The 18,161-nt window shown below is 61.8% G+C and carries 18 protein-coding genes and 1 pseudogene; 8 read left to right on the top strand and 11 right to left on the bottom strand.

The features are described 5' to 3' along the window. Positions 1-8 precede the first annotated feature (8 nt). The gene (locus tag B0G81_RS31475; RefSeq protein WP_106285035.1) at positions 9-806 is read left to right on the top strand and encodes a 3-hydroxybutyrate dehydrogenase; all 798 of its coding nucleotides are present in this window, start codon (positions 9-11) and stop codon (positions 804-806) included. Between the two features lie 10 nt (positions 807-816). Then, positions 817-2,055, top strand: a complete 1,239-nt coding sequence (locus B0G81_RS31480; protein WP_106285034.1) for a patatin-like phospholipase family protein — start codon at positions 817-819, stop codon at positions 2,053-2,055. A 216-nt stretch (positions 2,056-2,271) separates the two neighbouring features. On the opposite strand, the gene B0G81_RS31485 is transcribed toward B0G81_RS31480, so the two are convergent. Further along, the gene (locus B0G81_RS31485) at positions 2,272-3,471 is read right to left on the bottom strand and encodes an amino acid aminotransferase (protein ID WP_134140779.1); all 1,200 of its coding nucleotides are present in this window, start codon (positions 3,469-3,471) and stop codon (positions 2,272-2,274) included. A 456-nt stretch (positions 3,472-3,927) separates the two neighbouring features. Between B0G81_RS31485 and uvrB the strand changes: the two genes are divergently transcribed. The 5 genes and pseudogenes from uvrB to B0G81_RS31510 all read left to right on the top strand — a co-directional run bounded on the left by uvrB (position 3,928) and on the right by B0G81_RS31510 (position 9,724). Then, complete coding sequence (gene uvrB, locus B0G81_RS31490) at positions 3,928-6,021, top strand: excinuclease ABC subunit UvrB (protein WP_134140781.1); 2,094 nt, start codon at positions 3,928-3,930, stop codon at positions 6,019-6,021. A 333-nt stretch (positions 6,022-6,354) separates the two neighbouring features. Next, on the top strand, positions 6,355-6,903 hold the full coding sequence (locus tag B0G81_RS31495; protein WP_116142416.1) for an iron transporter: 549 nt from the start codon (positions 6,355-6,357) through the stop codon (positions 6,901-6,903). 163 nt (positions 6,904-7,066) lie between these two features. Further along, entirely contained in the window at positions 7,067-7,399 is a 333-nt protein-coding gene (locus B0G81_RS31500) for a cupredoxin domain-containing protein (RefSeq protein WP_134140785.1), read from the top strand. Between the two features lie 75 nt (positions 7,400-7,474). Continuing rightward, positions 7,475-8,321: pseudogene (locus B0G81_RS31505) on the top strand (FTR1 family protein). After that, positions 8,318-9,724, top strand: a complete 1,407-nt coding sequence (locus tag B0G81_RS31510; RefSeq protein WP_116116439.1) for a 4Fe-4S binding protein — start codon at positions 8,318-8,320, stop codon at positions 9,722-9,724. Before B0G81_RS31505 ends, B0G81_RS31510 begins: the two are co-directional and overlap by 4 nt. A 291-nt stretch (positions 9,725-10,015) precedes the next feature. On the opposite strand, the gene B0G81_RS31515 is transcribed toward B0G81_RS31510, so the two are convergent. The 4 genes from B0G81_RS31515 to B0G81_RS31530 form a co-directional block, all read right to left on the bottom strand. Continuing rightward, positions 10,016-10,279: a hemin uptake protein HemP gene (locus tag B0G81_RS31515; protein ID WP_134140788.1), complete on the bottom strand. Its 264-nt coding sequence runs from the start codon at positions 10,277-10,279 to the stop codon at positions 10,016-10,018. 191 nt (positions 10,280-10,470) lie between these two features. After that, a complete protein-coding gene (locus B0G81_RS31520) occupies positions 10,471-10,953 on the bottom strand; it encodes an SRPBCC family protein (RefSeq protein WP_106285027.1) in 483 nt (160 codons plus the stop codon). 24 nt (positions 10,954-10,977) lie between these two features. Further along, positions 10,978-11,376, bottom strand: coding sequence for an OsmC family protein (locus B0G81_RS31525; protein WP_134140791.1), 399 nt, complete (start codon positions 11,374-11,376; stop codon positions 10,978-10,980). A gap of 138 nt (positions 11,377-11,514) precedes the next feature. Next, positions 11,515-12,393, bottom strand: a complete 879-nt coding sequence (locus B0G81_RS31530) for a pirin family protein (RefSeq protein WP_134140795.1) — start codon at positions 12,391-12,393, stop codon at positions 11,515-11,517. 122 nt (positions 12,394-12,515) lie between these two features. On the opposite strand from B0G81_RS31530, the gene B0G81_RS31535 reads away from it, so the two are divergent. Further along, complete coding sequence (locus B0G81_RS31535) at positions 12,516-13,505, top strand: LysR family transcriptional regulator (RefSeq protein ID WP_134140798.1); 990 nt, start codon at positions 12,516-12,518, stop codon at positions 13,503-13,505. 353 nt (positions 13,506-13,858) lie between these two features. On the opposite strand, the gene B0G81_RS31540 is transcribed toward B0G81_RS31535, so the two are convergent. From B0G81_RS31540 to bfr, 6 genes are all read right to left on the bottom strand, one after another. Continuing rightward, positions 13,859-14,278: a biopolymer transporter ExbD gene (locus B0G81_RS31540; protein ID WP_116142413.1), complete on the bottom strand. Its 420-nt coding sequence runs from the start codon at positions 14,276-14,278 to the stop codon at positions 13,859-13,861. 16 nt (positions 14,279-14,294) lie between these two features. Then, positions 14,295-15,026 (bottom strand): MotA/TolQ/ExbB proton channel family protein, encoded by a 732-nt coding sequence (locus B0G81_RS31545; RefSeq protein WP_106285023.1) that lies wholly within the window; start codon positions 15,024-15,026, stop codon positions 14,295-14,297. Between the two features lie 26 nt (positions 15,027-15,052). Beyond that, positions 15,053-15,790 (bottom strand): energy transducer TonB, encoded by a 738-nt coding sequence (locus tag B0G81_RS31550; RefSeq protein WP_134140801.1) that lies wholly within the window; start codon positions 15,788-15,790, stop codon positions 15,053-15,055. A 258-nt stretch (positions 15,791-16,048) separates the two neighbouring features. Then, a complete protein-coding gene (locus tag B0G81_RS31555) occupies positions 16,049-16,285 on the bottom strand; it encodes a (2Fe-2S)-binding protein (protein ID WP_012432441.1) in 237 nt (78 codons plus the stop codon). Between the two features lie 215 nt (positions 16,286-16,500). After that, the gene (murI, locus tag B0G81_RS31560) at positions 16,501-17,388 is read right to left on the bottom strand and encodes a glutamate racemase (protein ID WP_134140805.1); all 888 of its coding nucleotides are present in this window, start codon (positions 17,386-17,388) and stop codon (positions 16,501-16,503) included. Between the two features lie 143 nt (positions 17,389-17,531). Then, the gene (gene bfr / locus B0G81_RS31565; RefSeq protein WP_106285020.1) at positions 17,532-18,011 is read right to left on the bottom strand and encodes a bacterioferritin; all 480 of its coding nucleotides are present in this window, start codon (positions 18,009-18,011) and stop codon (positions 17,532-17,534) included. Between the last annotated feature and the right edge of the window lie 150 nt (positions 18,012-18,161).

Consider the following 18,161-nt stretch of genomic DNA (forward strand, 5'->3'; position numbering starts at 1 on the left):
GGTTCTGGATGTCGTCAACGAACACGAATCTGAGTGGCAAAGTCGCCGTGGTTACCGGCGCCGCAAGCGGCATCGGCAAGCAGATTGCGCTGACTCTTTCCGCAGCAGGCGCGGCTGTCGCGATCGCCGACCTGAATCAGGACGGCGCGAACGCCGTCGCTGAGGAAATCAAAAAGGGCGGCGGCAAGGCAATCGGCGTGGCGATGGACGTCACGAACGAAGACGCCGTCAATCAGGGCATCGACAAAGTGGCCGCGGAACTTGGCTCGGTCGATATTCTTATTTCCAACGCCGGCATTCAGATCGTCAATCCGATCGAAAACTACTCGTTTTCGGATTGGAAGAAGATGCAGGCAATCCACGTGGACGGCGCGTTCCTGACCACCAAGGCGGCGCTCAAACACATGTACAAGGACGATCGCGGCGGCATCGTGATCTACATGGGCTCGGTCCACTCGCACGAAGCGTCACCGCTCAAATCGGCTTATGTCACGGCCAAGCATGCACTGCTGGGACTCTCGCGCGTGCTCGCCAAAGAAGGCGCCAAGCACAACGTGCGCTCGCATGTGGTGTGTCCGGGTTTCGTGCGCACGCCGCTCGTCGACAAGCAGATTCCCGAACAGGCCAAAGAACTGGGCATTAGCGAGGAAGACGTGATCAAGCGCGTCATGCTGGGCGGTACGGTCGACGGTGTCTTCACCACGGTGGAAGACGTCGCGCAAACGGTGCTGTTCCTGTCTACCTTCCCGACGGCGGCGCTGACCGGCCAGTCCTTTATTGTGAGCCACGGCTGGTACATGCAATAAGGAGGTGCCTATGGCGCAACGCAATCTCAAGCGGGCGCGGGTCGGCGCGCCCGGCGACGGGGAAGGCGAGGGCGCCGGTCCGGCGCCCTCCGCGCATCCCGGCCGGCACCTCCATTTGCCCAAATACGAAACCGTCGCCTTGATGCTGCAAGGGGGCGGCGCATTGGGCGCCTATCAGGCCGGTGTCTTTCAGGGACTTTACGAAGCGGGGATCGAGCCGAACTGGCTGGCGGGCATTTCGATCGGCGCGTTGAATACGGCGGTCATCGCCGGCAATCCGCCCGAAAAGCGGGTTGAACGGCTGCTGCAATTCTGGGAAACGATTTGCCAGCCCGCCTTCGGGCCGCCGTTGCCTGCGTTTATCGAGCACGCGCTCTTCAATTCCAGCGACGCCATACGCAAGGCCTTTACGGCAACGCAGGCCGTGGGCGCCATCGTCGAGGGGCAGAAGGGCTTTTTCGTGCCGCGCTTTCCGCCGCCGTTGCCCACGGTGTCCGGGCCGCCGCAATTGGCCAGCTACTACGACACCACGCCGTTGAAGGCCACGCTCGAAGCGTTCTGCGATTTCGACCGGATCAATTCGAAGGAAATGCGCGTCTCGGTGGGGGCGGTCAATTGCGGCACGGGGAATTTTGCGTACTTCGATAACACCCATACAACGCTGAGGCCCGAGCATTTCATGGCGTCAGGCGCGTTGCCGCCCGGCTTCGCGGCGGTCGAGATCGACGGTCAGTACTACTGGGACGGCGGCTTGATGTCGAACACACCGCTTTATGAGGTGATCCAGTCCACGCCGCGTCGCGACACGCTCGCCTTTCAGGTCGATCTCTGGAGCGCGATCGGACCGGTGCCGGACAACATCACCGACGTCCAAGGGCGCATGAAAGACATTCAGTATTCGAGCCGCACGCGTCTCGTGACCGATATGCTGCAGCGGTCGCAGCGTTTCCGGCACGTGTTGCGTGAAGTGCTGGATCGCGTGCCGTCCGATCAGCGTGACGATCCGTGGTGCAAATTGGCCGAGGATCTGTCGTGTTCGAAGCGCTACAACGTGGTGCATCTGATCTACCGGCACAAGGAATACGAAGGGCACTACAAGGACTTTCAGTTCGGCCTGTCGACGATGCGCGAACATTGGCAAAGCGGTTTGGAAGACATCCGCCATTCGCTCGCGCAACCCGAGTGGCTCGACATGCCGGATAACGACGCGGGCTTTGTCACGCACGATATCCATCGGGATGCGCGCTGAAAGAGCGACGAGCCTGAGCGCCGCGTGACCGAAGCGGGTTGCTGCAATTGTGGCAGTCCTTGCGGTATCGAAAGCGGCTTTGTTCTAGCAACAAGCAGCAGGCACGTTGCAAACTGCAATCGGGCCACAAATAGAAACGGCGCCCTGAAAAGGGCGCCGTTTCCTCAATCATTCGCAGCAGAGCGCGCGCAATGAATGCCCGCGCCCGCCAACACCTTACTTCAGCACGTGAGCGACCGCACTGGCCACCACGTCGAGGTTGCGCGTATTGAGCGCAGCCACGCAGATGCGACCCGTGCTCACGGCGTAGATGCCGAACTCTTCGCGCAGACGGTCCACTTGCGGCGCCGTCAGACCCGAGTACGAGAACATGCCGCGTTGCGCGTTCACGAAGCTGAAATCGCGATCCACGCCGCTAGCCTTCAAGCGTTCGACCAGCCCGTTACGCATGGCGCGAATACGGTCACGCATTTCAGCCAGTTCAGTTTCCCACGTGGCGCGCAGTTCCGGCGAGGCCAGCACGGCCGCGACCACCGAGCCGCCATGCGTTGGCGGGTTCGAGTAGTTCGTGCGGATCACGCGCTTGAGTTGCGACAACACGCGAGCGGCTTCGTCCTTGCTTGCCGTGATGACCGACAGCGCGCCGACGCGCTCGCCGTACAGCGAGAACGACTTCGAGAACGACGACGACACGAACACGTTCAGTTCCGACGCAGCGAAGAGACGCACGGCTGCAGCGTCTGCTTCGATGTTGTCGCCGAAACCCTGGTAAGCGATGTCGAGGAACGGCACCAGATTGCGCGCCTTGACCACTTCGACAATCTGCTTCCATTGCTCGACGCTCAGGTCCACGCCGGTCGGGTTGTGGCAGCACGCGTGCAGCACGACGACGGTGCCCGCTGCGTAGCTGTTCAGCGCGCTCAACATGGCGTCGAAATTCACGCCGTGGGTGTGCGCGTCGTAGTACGGATACGACACGACTTCGAAGCCTGCGCTTTCGAACAGCGCACGGTGGTTTTCCCAGCTCGGATCGCTGATCGCGACCTTCGCGTTCGGGTTCAGGCGCTTCAGGAAATCCGCGCCGATCTTCAGCGCGCCCGTGCCGCCCAACGCCTGCGCCGTCACGACGCGGCCGGCTGCGATCAGCGGCGAGTCGTTGCCGAGCAGCAGTTTCTGCACGGCGGCATCGTAAGCGGCAATGCCTTCGATCGGCAGATACCCGCGCGGCAGCGCAGCTTCGACGCGAGCCTTTTCGGCGTCGCGCACGGCGCGCAGCAGCGGAATCTTGCCTTCTTCGTTGAAGTACACGCCGACGCCAAGGTTGACCTTGGTGGTGCGCGCATCGGCGTTGAAGGCTTCGTTCAGGCCCAGAATCGGGTCGCGGGGAGCAAGTTCGACGGCGGAGAACAGAGACATGATGGGTGGGCAGCAGTAGTGAGAAGAGGGCGGCCTCGATCGCGGACGGCCAAGCCAGCGGCGTCCGGCGCAAAACTCGGACACGCTGTGGGCGGTGGCGACCGGGCGCAGCTTCGCATTGTAACGAATTCGCGACCGTTTTTCGGACGGCAACGCCGCTCGTAGGGAATTTTTTGCTTGAAAAACAGGCACTCCGGCGCCACTTGGCAACAACGGGGCTCCCCGCCAAGCTGCCGGGAGAAAGCCGGAAAGCGGCCCGCAGCCGGCGAAATCAAGGCTCGTGGCGGCAGTGCCGTCGTCGTGCGCCAATGCCGTGCGACTGTGCCCAAAGGGCCACACCATTGCGTCCGCATCTGCCCGCGCGACTCCCCAAAACCCTACGCAGACGCGCTCGATCTTCGATTCACGCAACCCGTTAGAATAGTTCTTTGCCCCCAAGGCCCGGTACCGCCCCCCATGTCCGAACAACATCTGACTGAAGCCGACGAAACGCTGGACGAATCCAAATTTGTCCGGTTCGAAGGCTCGCCGTTCCAGCTCTACCAACCGTATCCGCCCGCCGGCGATCAGCCCACGGCGATCGACACGCTCGTCGAAGGCGTCGAAGATGGCCTCTCGTTCCAGACGCTGCTCGGTGTCACCGGTTCCGGCAAGACCTTCACGATGGCCAATACGATCGCGCGGCTCGGCCGCCCGGCCATCGTGTTCGCGCCGAACAAGACGCTCGCCGCGCAGCTTTATTCGGAGTTCCGCGAGTTCTTCCCGCGCAATGCGGTCGAGTACTTCGTCTCGTACTACGACTATTACCAGCCGGAAGCGTACGTGCCGCAGCGCGATCTGTTCATCGAGAAGGACTCGTCGATCAACGAGCACATCGAGCAGATGCGGCTGTCGGCCACCAAGAGTCTGATGGAGCGGCGCGACGTGGTGATCGTCGGCACGGTCTCGGCGATTTACGGTATCGGCAACCCGTCTGAATATCACAAGATGATTCTGACGCTGCGCACCGGCGACAAGCTCGGCCAGCGCGACATCATCGCGCGGCTGATCGCCATGCAGTACAACCGCAACGAGGCCGACTTCCAGCGCGGCTCGTTCCGCGTGCGCGGCGACACGATCGATATCTTCCCGGCCGAGCATGCCGAGATGGCGGTGCGCATCGAGTTGTTCGACGATGAAATCGAAACCCTGCAACTATTCGATCCGCTCACGGGCCGCGTGCGTCAGAAGATTTGGCGCTTCACGGTGTATCCGTCGTCGCACTATGTGACGCCGCGCGATACCGTGGTGCGCGCGGTCGAAACGATCAAGGCCGAACTGCGCGAGCGGCTCGAATTCTTCTATAGCGGCGGAAAACTGGTTGAAGCGCAGCGGCTCGAGCAGCGCACGCGCTTCGACCTGGAAATGCTGCAGGAACTCGGCTTCTGCAAGGGCATCGAGAACTACTCGCGGCACTTTTCCGGCGCGGCGCCGGGCGAGCCGCCGCCTACCCTGGTCGACTATCTGCCCTCGGACGCGCTCATGCTGCTCGATGAATCGCACGTGCTGATCGGCCAGCTGAACGGCATGTACAACGGCGACCGCGCGCGCAAGGAAAATCTGGTCGACTACGGTTTCCGCCTGCCGTCGGCGCTCGACAACCGCCCGCTCAAGTTCAACGAGTTCGAACGCAAGATGCGTCAGGTGGTGTTCGTGTCGGCCACGCCGGCGGACTACGAGCAGAAGACAGCAGGTCAGGTGGCCGAGCAACTGGTGCGTCCGACCGGCCTCGTCGATCCGGAAATCGAGGTGCGCCCGGCGCGCAGCCAGGTCGACGACGTGCTCGGCGAGATCAACGAGCGCGTCAAGGTGGGTGACCGCGTGCTGGTCACGGTGCTGACCAAGCGCATGGCCGAACAGTTGACCGAGTTTCTGGCCGACCACGGCGTCAAGGTGCGCTATCTGCACAGCGATATCGACACCGTGGAGCGGGTGGAAATCATCCGCGATCTGCGTCTGGGCACCTTCGACGTGCTGGTCGGGATCAACCTGTTGCGCGAAGGGCTGGATATTCCGGAAGTGTCGCTGGTCGCGATTCTCGACGCGGACAAGGAAGGCTTTCTGCGCGCCGAGCGCTCGCTGATCCAGACCATCGGCCGGGCGGCGCGCAACGTGAACGGCAAGGCGATTCTCTACGGAGACAAGATCACGGACTCGATGCGCCGCGCCATCGACGAAACCGAACGGCGGCGCAACAAGCAGATTGCCTTCAACCTCGAGAACGGCATTACGCCGCGCGGGGTGGTCAAGCGTATTCGCGACATTATCGACGGCGTGTACAACGTCGACGACGCCCGCGCCGAACTGAAGGAACAGCAGGCGCGCGCGAAATTCGAGGACATGTCCGAGAAGCAGCTTGCCAAGGAACTCAAGCGTCTCGAAAAGCAGATGATGGAGCACGCCAAGAACCTCGAATTCGAGAAGGCCGCGCAGACCCGCGACCAGCTCGCGTTGCTGCGCCAGCGCGTGTTCGGCGCGAACGTCGGCGATCACGTGTCGGGCGTCGATTAAGTCGTCCGCGCGCTTGGGGCGCGGCAATGCGCCGCGCCCGGTCGATCCATGCCGGGCACTCGCCCGCCATCGCCTCAGTTCCTCCCACCGCTTCCTTAAGTCTGCCTTAAGACCCTGCTGCCACAAGGCTTGCAGCGCGCTCTCATTTGTTCTCCCTCGCGATCAATGATAAACTCGACCAATATTGAGAATGGTTCGCATTAACGTTCGTAACGGCCAGCCCGCCGGCGAGCGATCGGGGCGCTCACGCGCCGCAGCCGCTGCATCGCAAGGCGTGCGCGACGCACTGTTCCAATGGGTTCGATTCCAGTCTGATAAAAACAAGGAGTTTCAATGCGGATTTCTTCATTTGTGCGTGGCGGCGCGGCAGCGGTGGCCGCGGTCGCGGCTTTCTCGGCAGCGGCGGCGGAATATCCCATCGGCAAGCAGCAGATTCACGGCGGCATGGAAATCAACGCGGTCTATCTGCAGCCGATCACGATGGAACCCGAAGGCATGATGCGCAAAGCCTCGGATTCGGACATCCACCTCGAAGCTGACATTCACGCGGTCAAGAACAATCCGACCGGTTTCGCGGAAGGCGACTGGATGCCGTATCTGCAAGTGCACTATGAACTGACGAAGGCCGGTTCGACTCAGACGCAAAAGGGCGACCTGATGGCGATGGTCGCCAACGACGGCCCGCACTACGGCGACAACGTCAAGCTGCAAGGCCCGGGCAAGTACCACCTGAAGATGATCGTCGAGGCGCCGATGCAAACGGGCCATATGGCCTTCGGCCGCCACGTCGACAAGGAAACCGGCGTGGGTCCGTGGTTCAAGCCGATCACCCTGGAATACGACTTCGCCTATGCCGGCATCGGCAAGAAGGGTGGCTACTGATCGCCGCGCATCATCACGCGCGAGCACGCTTTGCCGCGTGGCCGCGCGTGCGCTGGCGATCAACGAGTGATCAATGAGCGACCGAACGAGGCTGAACAAGCCAGTGCAGCAGACGGCGCGTCGGCGGTCGACCGCCAACGCGCTGCGTTTTCCGGAAGGGCTAATGAGAATCAACCGAAAGATCGCGACCTTCGCCGCCACGATTTTGCTGACAAGCGCGGCCCATGCAGCCGACCTGCCGACCTTCAAGCTGGAAATGAACGACGGCAAGCTGAACCCGGCACGCATCGAAGTGCCGGCCGGGCAGCGTATCAAGATCGAAGTGCGCAACACGGGCAAGGGCGCGGCCGAGTTCGAAAGCGTGCAGTTGCGTAAAGAAAAGGTGCTGGCGCCGGGCGCGGATTCGTTCGTCGTGATCGCGCCGCTCGAACCGGGCGAGTACAAGTTTTTCGACGATTTCCACCAGCAGGCGCAGGGCGTCATCGTCGCGAAGTAAGGGCTTGGGACGCGAGTGCAGGTCGTGAACGGCCCGTCGTTCGCACAAGCAGTAGAAGGGCAGAGGGAGAGCTTGATGGGACAGATTCTATTCATCGTGTGGCGGGAAAGTGTCGAGGCGCTGCTGGTCGTCGGCATCCTGTACGCGTGGCTGAAAAAATGGCGATGACGACGCGCGCCGCGGTTTGCCGTACCTGTGGGGCGGCGTGGCGGCCGGTTTGATTGCGGCGGTAGCGCTCGGCGCCGCGCTGGTCGGTTTCACCGAAGTGCTCTCCGGCGACGCGCAGGATTATTTCCAGACCGCGATGGTGCTGGTCGCCTGCGTGCTGATCGTGCAGATGGTGCTGTGGATGAAGCAGCACGGCCGCACGCTCAAGCGCGACATGGAACAGTCGCTGCAGAAAAGCCAGCGCGATTCGAACTGGTGGGGTGTCGCGTTGCTGGTGGCCCTGGCGATCGCGCGTGAAGGCAGCGAGACGGTGATCTTTCTGTACGGACTCGGCTTCGGCCAGTCGGGTCACGTGGACGCCAGCCAGATGCTCGCGGTCGTGATCGGCCTGGTGCTAGCGTTCCTGACCTTCTACGCCCTGCAACTGGGCGGCAAGATCTTCTCGTGGCGGCTCTTTTTCCGTATCACGGAAATCATGCTGCTGTTCCTCGGCGCGGGTCTGTTTCAGACCGGTGTGGACAAGCTGATCGATAAGGAAATCCTGCCGACCATCGTCGACCAGATGTGGAATTCGTCGGCGATCCTCGACGATTCGAGCACCTTCGGTTCGCTGGTCGCCACGCTCACCGGCTATCGCGCACACCCGGCGTTGATGAATCTGATCGCCTATGCGGTGTACTGGGGCGTGGTTTATCTGCTGCTACGCCGGGCGAATCGCAAGCCGGCACGGCAAACCGCCGGGCGCGCGGCATGAGCACGGTCATGACCCGTCCGGGCCGCCTCGCGGCGGCCGGGCAGTGGATGCAGCGTCACGGTGCCGCGATTCGCGGCATTCAGTGGGTCGTGGTGGCGGTGTATGCGTTTCTGATTCTGGTGCCGGCAGTCATGCCGCTGCCGGACGACACGGCGCACTTGTGGAACAACCTGACGCTTGCCGCGCAGTTCGTGTTCTGGGGGATCTGGTGGCCGTTCGTGTTGCTCTCGATGGTCATGCTCGGCCGCGTCTGGTGCGGCGTGCTGTGCCCCGAAGGCGCGCTCGCCGAATTCGCCAGCAAGTATGGGCGAGGCTGGGCGATTCCGCACTGGATGCGCTGGGGCGGCTGGCCGTTCGTCGCGTTCGGCATCACCACCATCTACGGACAGATGGTGAGCGTCTACCAGTATCCGAAGGCCGTGCTGCTGGTGTTAGGCGGCTCGACCTTCGCGGCGATGATCATCGGCTTGCTCTACGGGCGTGAGAAGCGCGTCTGGTGCAAGTATCTCTGCCCCGTCAACGGGGTTTTTTCGCTTCTGGCGCGGCTTGCGCCGTTCCACTACAAAGTTGATGAAGAGGCATGGCGCCGTTCGTACAAGAACGGCGAGCATGGGCATCGCGTGATTCCGATCAATTGCGCGCCGCTCGTGCCGTTGCGCAACATGAAGGGCGCGTCGGATTGCCATATGTGCGGCCGTTGCAGCGGCCACCGCGACGCGATTGCGTTGACGTGGCGCGCGCCGTCGTCGGAAGTGGTGCAGTTGGGCGACAAGCAGGCCAACCCGTGGGACACCGCGTTGATCCTGTACGGCCTGCTTGGTATCGCGATCGGCGCGTTCCACTGGACCGCGTCGCGCTGGTTCGTCGATCTGAAGATTTTCCTCGCGAACTGGCTGGTCGATCACGACATCACATGGCCGCTCGACACCAACGCGCCGTGGTTCCTGTTTACGCATTACCCCGAACAGAACGACGTCTTCTCGTGGCTCGACGGCACCATGCTGATCGGCTACATCCTCGCCACGGCGCTGGTGTACGGCACCGTGCTGCTAGTGCTGCTGATGGGCGCGACGCGCATGCTGGGGCGCTTCGATGGCGTGCGTCTGCATCATTTGACGCAAGGACTGATTCCGATTGCCGGCGCCGGCGTGTTTCTCGGCCTGTCCGCGACCACGCTGTCGCTGCTGCGCGCGGAGCATCTGTCGTTGTGGTGGGCGTCGGATATGCGTATCGCGATTCTGGCGATTGCCAACCTGTGGAGCGCATGGCTCGCCTGGCTCGTGACGCGCCGCTACAGCGAGCGTTTCGTTCAACGCGGCCTCGCGATGGTGTGGTTCGCCGCGGCACTCGCCGTGGTCGACAGCGCCTGGTGGCTGATGTTCTGGGGCTGGGCTTCCAAGTAACTCATTCGACGCATTGACGCGCTTGCAGTAGTCCGCGCCTGCCCAAACAAAAAGCCGTGGAGATGAAATTCATCCCACGGTTTTTTCATTTTCCGCATGATCGACGCACGTTCAAGCGTGTCGCCGTATCGAGTGAGAACCGAAAAAAGCGGCCTGGCTTGCTGCGACGGCTGGCTTGGTGTCTGCACGAAGGGGTCTAGTTCTCACGTGCAAGCCGTCGTGGCTGGCTACTGCCCAACACCTCTCTGGGAGGTGGTCCCCACAATACCCGGTACTAACTGCTATTCGTTCCTACTTCGTCAGGATCAGCTTGCCTAAGCGCGTTGCCCGCAGCTGGTAGGTCTCGCCGTTATGGACGATGCTGACGTGGCTATGTCCTTGCAGCAACGCGTCGCTGTGAACGACTCGCTGCGACGTCTCGCCCGAACCGTTGGTGCGATCCGCCGCGCCGGGCTTCTGGCCGGTCACCGTTGCCGTCGACGTTTTCGGACGGCTGGTCAGCGCGGCAGCCGGGCGGCGCAGGCTGAGTGTGGAAGGGCGCGTGAGATCGGTCATTCGTTTTAGCTGTTAGTCGATTCGATGGACTAATTCTAAATGATAACTATTCCTATTTACAAGAAAGAGAAATTGATCGGATTTTAGTTTCGATAGTGAGAGAGGCTTTAAGGCGGGACAGGGTCGGGACAACGACCGCCTGGTCGTTCGGCGGTCTTACGCTCTACGGCGGGCAGGGATGCCCGCGATGTTCAATGCAACGTGCCGGGCTCCTGCTTCGCCTGCACGTATTGACGAATCAGCCGAACGGTATCGATATCGTTCTCGCGATACGCCGACTTCACGATCTCCTGCGTCTGATGCGCGTCGGGATCGGTCGATTCGGGCAGCGTGGTCGCGTATTCGAAACGAAGGAACAACTGCAGCTCGTCCGGCTGCTCGATGGTCATGGTGAGCGAGCCGCCCACGTAGTCGGCCGTCGGCAGAATGTCGTAGCGCACGCTCTGGCTTTCCTCGAGCGTGACGCGGTCGCGCACCGTGGCCTGGCCGTAGTGCAATTCCCGTTCGAGTACATTGCCTTCGCGCGAAAGAATCGTGCAACTGTCGAGCCCCATCACGAACAACTGCGGCTGTTCGGCGCGCAGCACGAGACCTTCCCACAATTGCGCGCGGGTCATCGATTCGACAAACGGATTCAACGGGTCGTTGATCTGGATAAGGTGTTCGAAATTCAAAACGACAGCTTCCTATGAAAGCGTTTAAGCGACGGCGAGCCCCGAACGGATCGTGATCGAATGCGTGAGGATCCTGTGAACCGGGCACTGGTTGGCTATTTGCAAAAGCCGTTCCCGCTGCTCGTCGGACAGATCGCCTTCGAGCACGATCTTACGGTCGATGGTCGTGCCCGCGTCGCCGGTTTCGAGCGACAGCGTCACGCGCACGTCAGCGAGCGGCCAGTCCTTGCGCTGAGCGTACATCTTCAGCGTAATCGACGTGCACGCGCCGAGGCTCGACAGCAGCAGCGACACGGGCGTCGGCCCGCGATCACCGCCGCCGAGCGACTCGGGTTCGTCGGCCAGCCATGTGTGCTTGCCGTCGTCGAAAAGAACCTGGAAATTCGTCGAGCCGATGTGGGCGGTGACGGTGGACTCTGCCATGCGCGCTCCTGAACAGGGACGGAAACTGCCGCGCGCCACGGCCCGTTATCAGTGAACGGCGTGGCGCGCGGCCTGAATTGCTATTGTGAACGAATTTACCGGCCTTCGCGCCTTAGCTGCGACACGCCCGCTGGCGATTCAATGCGTGATCGCGCCCATGCGCCCAGCCTGATAGTCGACGACGGCCTGGCGGATCTCGTCTTCCGTGTTCATCACGAACGGTCCGTAGCGCACCACGGGCTCCTTCAGCGGCACGCCGCCTAGCAGCAGCACCTCGAGCGGCTCCGCGCCGGCGGTGAGCGTCACCGAGTCGCCATCGTTCTGAAACACGACCATTTTCTGCGCGTCGATTTCCTGACGCGCTTCGCCTTCGCCGTAAAAGCCCTTACCGGACAAGCTGTACGCAAACACGCGATAGTCGTCCGGCACGGGCTGCTGGATCGTCGCGCCCGGTTGCAGCGAGAAATGCTGGTACAGGATCGGCGTACGCGTTTCGATTGCTGCTTTAACGCCGAGCGCTTCGCCGGCGATCACCTTGACGCGCACCTTGCCGTCCGCGGATGTCGCCACGGGAATGCTCGCTGACGGCATTTCCTGGTAGCGCGGCGCGATCATCTTGTCGCGACGCGGCAGATTCACCCAGAGCTGCAGGCCGTGCACACGTCCGCCCGTGCGCACGAACGACGGATCCGGCATCTCGCTGTGCACGACGCCCGCGCCCGCGGTCATCCATTGCACGTCGCCGGCGTGCAGGGTGCCGGAGTGGCCGGCCGAATCCTTATGGCCGAACTGGCCCTCGAGCACGTAAGTGACCGTTTCGAAGCCGCGATGCGGATGGTCCGGTGCGCCTTTTGCCTCGCCCGGCGCGTAGTCGATCGGACCCATTTCGTCGAGCAGCAGGAACGGATCGAAGTCCATCAACAGGCGGGTCGGAAACGGGCGGTGGACGATAAAGCCGCCACCCTCAGTCGTGCGAACGGCCGGAAACGTACGTTCGATCGTGCGGGTCGTGCTCATCAAAGTCACCTCAAAAAATCGGGAATAGCGTTATTTTTGAAACATGGAGCTATTATAGGGACCGTTTTCGGGGGTGCCAGCCGTCCTCACGCAATGGATTGTTCTATTACTGGAACGATGAGATGAAGATCGATTCACACAATCTGAATGACCTGATGTATTTTTCGCAGGTCGTCGAACACGGCGGTTTTTCCGCCGCCGAACGCGTGCTGGGAATTTCCAAGTCGCGCCTGTCGCGCCGGCTGACCGAACTGGAGGCGTCGCTCGGCGTGCGGCTGCTGCAGCGATCCACCCGCAAGCTGGCGTTGACCGAAGCCGGTCAACTGTTCTACCAGCATTGTCAGGCGATGTTGAGCGAGGCGCAGGCGGCCGTCAACGTCGTCCAGCAACTGCGCTCGTCGCCGCGCGGCACGGTGCGCGTCAGCGTGCCGGTCACGGTTTCGCAGACCATCCTGTCGCAGATCCTGCCCGAATTCATGCATCGCTATCCGGAAGTGCGCGTGGTGATGCGCGTGACGAACCGCGTGGTCGATCTGTTCGAGGATTCGATCGACGTCGCGCTGCGCGTGCGCTCCGATCCGCCCGAAAATGCCAACATCGTCGTGCGGCCGCTGTGGCGCACGGAACAGATGCTGGTCGGCGCGCCGAGCCTGTTGCAACAGAATGCGCCGCCGTTGCTGCCGGCCGACCTGAACGGTTTCGAAACGCTCGACGTGCCGACCGGCGACGGGCGCCACGTCTACAACCTGATCGCGCCCGACGGCACGCGTCACGCGCACGAACACGAGCCGCGCCTCGTGACCGCCGATCTGATGACGATTCGTGAAGCGGTGCTCGCCGGCGTCGGTATCGCGGCGTTGCCGGAGATGATGTATGGCGCTGCGCTGCGAGCGGGGCAATTGTCGCCGGTGATGCCGGGCTGGACCTTTCCGACGCCGCAGTTGTACGCCGTATTCGTGTCACGCCAGGGAATGGTGCCGGCCGTGCGTGCCTTTGTCGATTATCTGGTCGAGATGCTCGATCCCGACGAGGGTAAGCACATCATGGGCGAGTGTCCGGCGCGCGAGGAAAAGGTCGTTCTTGCGCAGCCGGTGTTCGCGATCGCGTCATAGCAGTTCTCACGGGCCGTGGCATCGCTTTTAGCATTTAAGCGTGGCCTGTCATGAGTACTTTCAATGGCTGTTTGCTTGATTGCGCGGGCTCACGGGCATATAGTGAAATCCCTTCGCTAAGGAGTCTCTTATGCGGAAACTCATGGCCGCTATGATAGCCGGCCTGATAGGGCTGACCGCGCTGTCCGTGTCGATCACGGCTGTCGCATGCGGTGATTCGAGTAGCTATCAATCTTCGACCGATGGCAAATGATCCCGCCGCCCGAAGGCGCCGAGTGCGCACAAAAAAGGCCTTCATCTGACGATGAAGGCCTTTTACTTTTTGGCCCTTGTTTCAAGGGCTTTTCACCACATTACCTGCTTTTCGGCTGGGTCACGAAGCCGATCTTAGTGAGGCCGCCGGCCTGTGCGGCCGCCATCACTTGCGCCACTTTCTCGTACGGGACCTTGCGGTCCGCGTCCAGATGCAGCTCAGGCTGTGGGTTCGCTTGCGCGGCTTCGGCGATCTTCGCGCTCAGCGCGGCTTCGTCGACCTTCTTGTCGTCCCACGTGACGTTGCCGTCCGCGTCGACTGTGACCGTGACTTGCGCGGGCTTGGTGTCTTCCTTCTGACTGCTTGCGTGCGGCAGATCGATTTTCACCGCGTGACGGATCACCGGAATTGTCACCATGAAGACGATCAGGAGAACCAACATCACGTCGACGAGCGGCGTCATGTTGATTTCGTTCATCAGGCCGTCGTCATCGTCGCCGGCGAAGGGGCTCATTGCCATCGGAATGCCTCGTCGATCAGTTCGTGCGTGCGGCCAGGCGCAAGCCGTCGCCGCGCTTGGACGACGACAGGCGCGCGCCCGTCACGAAGAATGCATGCAGGCCATGCGCAAAGCGGCTCAGTTTGGCGACCACGGCCTTGTTGGCGCGCGTCAAGGCGTTGTAGCCGAGCACCGCCGGAATCGCGACGAACAGGCCGAACGCGGTCATGATCAACGCTTCGCCGACCGGACCCGCGACCTGATCGATCGACGACTGACCGCTCGCGCCGATGGCCAGCAGCGCGTGATAGATGCCCCACACCGTGCCGAACAGACCGACGAACGGCGCCGTGCTGCCGATCGACGCGAGAATCGCAAGACCGCTCTGCATGCGCGCGACGCTTTCGTCCATCGTGTCTTTCAGGCAGCGCGTGACCCAGTCCGACACGTCCATGCGGTCATGCAGATGGGGCTGCGTCTGATGATGATGATCGGCCGCTTCCTGGCCCGACAGCGCCAGCGCGAGGAACGGATTGTCCTGCGGCGTCGACGAACCTGCGCCGAGCTTCTTCACGCCGTCGGCGAGATCATCCGAATGCCAGAACGCCTGTTCGGCATTCTTCGTGAGGCGGTTCAGGCGCATCACATTCCAGCCTTTGATGACGATCACGCTCCACGACATCACCGACATGATCAACAGCGCGAGCGCGATGCCGCGCGTCACGAAATCCCCTTGCGCCCAGACGTGCGCCAGTCCGTAGTTTTGCATTGCAATTCCTTTTTTTAAAAGCTGCCTCAATCGTTCAGATTGAAGTCGTAACGCTGGGTGGTCGGGACCCGTACCGGCTGCCCGTTCTCAAGATAGGGTTGGCAGGCGCTCGCGCGCACCGCTTCGAGCGCGGCGTCGTCGAGGCGGCTGAAACCGCTGCTCTTTTTCAGAGCGACGTTTTCGAACTTGCCGGTCACGCCGACCACGAGACTCACGATCACCGCGCCAGTCTCGCCGCGGCGCCTGGACAGCGCCGGGTAATCAGGCTTGACGATATTGCACGTGAGGTGCGATATGTCTTTGGGCGCGCTGACCTCCATCGTCTGACGGCCGATCGCCGGCGCAGCAGGTGCGGGCGGCGCAGCCGGTGCGGCAGGCGCGGGCGGCGTCGGATCGGGTGCGGCGACGGGTGTGGGTGACGGCGCGGCGGCCATCGGCAGAGGCGTGGGCGTCGGTTTGGGCGTGGGAGTCGGTTTCGGCTGAACCTTCGGCTTGGTGCGAACCGGTGGCGTCGGCGTGGGTGGCGGCGGCGCGATCGACTGAATCGCGACCGGCGCGGCAACCGGCGCCGGCGGCAGCAACTGCGCGGTCATGACGCGCGACTCGAGCACGGGCTGCACGGGCTCATGACGCAGGGTCATGACCACGGCAAGCAGCGCGACGTGAATCGCTGCAACCACGGCGGTTGCGGTCAGGACGCGGGAGTTCAGTCGGGTAGACGAAGCCGGCACGGCGCCGGCTGAAACGATAGGCGAGGCCGGCATGTTAACGTGGTGGCGCGCTGTCGATGCAGCGCGTCAGACAGGACATCGTCATGTTCGAAAAATCAGCAGCGAAATGAACAAAGTAGTCACGAAACCAATCAGCAATTCCATCTCGAACTCCTGTGACGGGTGAGCGGGTAGCTGGCTGGTACGAATACTGGCTTGCTGACGGCAGTGGGATAACGCTGGAACAGCGAGAACGACATTGGGCGCGAGAGGTGCCCGAGGCGCGGAGTGAGCCGCGCCTTAAGGGCTGTATTAGGCCGCTTTGCGTTCGTAAAACGTCAGCGGTACAGCTTGCGGGTGATGCTCGAAACCACAGCGGCTCGCACAGACGCCGCTTTTCATCATGACGTCGCGCACGGAATCGGCGCACTTGCCGCAGCAGGATGCGACGCCGAGCTCAAACTGGAGCTCGTCGAACGAATCCATGCCTTCCTCGATCGAAGCACGGATCTTTCGGTCAGAAACAGACTTGCAGACACAGACAATCATGGCGGGCGTCATAGCTAACGTTAATGCGAATTATTATCATTTTGTTTGGGCCGTTTGGCAAGCGTCCTGCGTGATTTTTTGTAACAAAACCAGACTCTTAGAAGGGTTTCGTCTATGGAGCGATGGCGCGCGTAGTTGGCGGGCGGCGCGGGAAATGGCCTAAAAAGCCGCCGAAGAACCGCCCGGTGCCCTGAAAAAACGGGCTTGGGCGGCAGTTACGCGGCTTGGGAGTCCGGCGCTGCCGTGCGGCGCGAGGGAATGGACACCTGTTCGACCGTGGCGTCGATATGCAGCAGGGTAGCGGCCAATTGCTGCTGATGTGTGCCGTCGCCCGTGGAAAAAAAGCGGGGCAGAACGGTGGCCGCACTTTGCCGCGCCGCGCGCAAACCATGCTGGTCGAGCACGCGTTCGAGCTGCCGCGCAATGGCGACGCTCGTGTCGATCAGCATCAGTCGATCGCCGACGATATCGCGAATCGCCGCGTCGAGAAACGGGTAGTGCGTGCAGCCGAGCACCAGCGTATCCGCGCCCGCGTCGAGCATGGGCTGCAAGTAGCCGCGCAGCAGCTCACGTAACTCGGCGGAGCCAACGTCGCAGCGTTCCACGGCCTGCACGAGCCCATGGCCCGGCTGACAGAGAAAGCGGCAATCCGCGGCATAGCGTTCGAGCAGCGCCTGAAAGCGGGCGCTGCGCAGGGTCACCTGTGTGGCGAGCACGCCGGCCACACGGGTTCTGGATTGCAGCGCCGCGGGTTTGACGCCGGGTTCGACGCCGACCAAAGGAATAGGCAGCTTTTCGCGAACCATCGCGATGGACTGCGCGGTAGCCGTATTGCAGGCGACCACCAGCGCCTTCGCGCCTTGCTTGACGAGCCATTCGCCGATGGCGAGCGTGCGGTCGGCGATGAAGTCGTCGTCGCGCTCGCCGTAGGGCGCGTAGAGCGAATCGGCGACATACAGGATCGCTTCGTCAGGCAGTTGCGCCCGGACCGACCGCAACACCGACAAACCGCCCAGCCCCGAATCGAAAATGCCGACCGGTGCGCGCGATCCGGCGCCCGACGTGAACGTTCCTGTATTCGCGGAGGAGGATTCTGCGGGCATAGACGGAGAGGACGCGTGCGGCACAGCGCTCAAGGGAGACTCGGAAAAACGGCAAGGTGCGCAAGTATATCGCCCGCGCGGCGTGGGTCATCGCAAATAAGCTGAGCCATGAACGGCGCGCGGGTGGATGCGGCTTGGAACGATCAGGACTCGACCGAGCCCATTGCGGTTTGCTGGTAGTTCTGGATGCCGACCTTGTCGATCAGGTCGATTTGTGTTTCGAGCCAGTCGATGTGTTCTTCGGTGTCGTCGAGAATCTTCGTGAAGATTTCACGCGAGATGAAATCGCGCACCGATTCGCAATACGCGATCGCTTCTTTACAGGTGCTCTGCGAAATCTGTTCGAGCTTCAAATCGCATTCGAGGATTTCTTTCGTTTCCTCACCGATGAGCAATTTGTGCAGGTCTTGCAGATTCGGCAGACCGTCGAGCATGAAAATGCGTTCGATGAGCCAGTCGGCGTGCTTCATTTCGCCGATCGATTCGTCGTATTCGTGCTTGCCGAGTTTCTCGAGACCCCAGTGCTTATACATCCGCGCATGCAGGAAGTACTGATTGATGGCGGTCAGTTCGTTCTTCAACTGCGAGTTGAGATATTCGATGACCTTCTTGTCGCCTTGCATGGTGTGTCCTTATAGGGGCTTTGAATTTCCCAGAACAATAAACGGCGAAACGCAAAAAGCCAAGGCAAAAAATCAGATTTACGCCTGATTTCAGAGGGTTTTTCGCGTGATGCGTACCGTTCTCATTTCATCATAAAAAAGCCGGGGTTT

This window comes from Paraburkholderia sp. BL6665CI2N2 (assembly GCF_004366535.1).
Classification (GTDB): domain Bacteria; phylum Pseudomonadota; class Gammaproteobacteria; order Burkholderiales; family Burkholderiaceae; genus Paraburkholderia.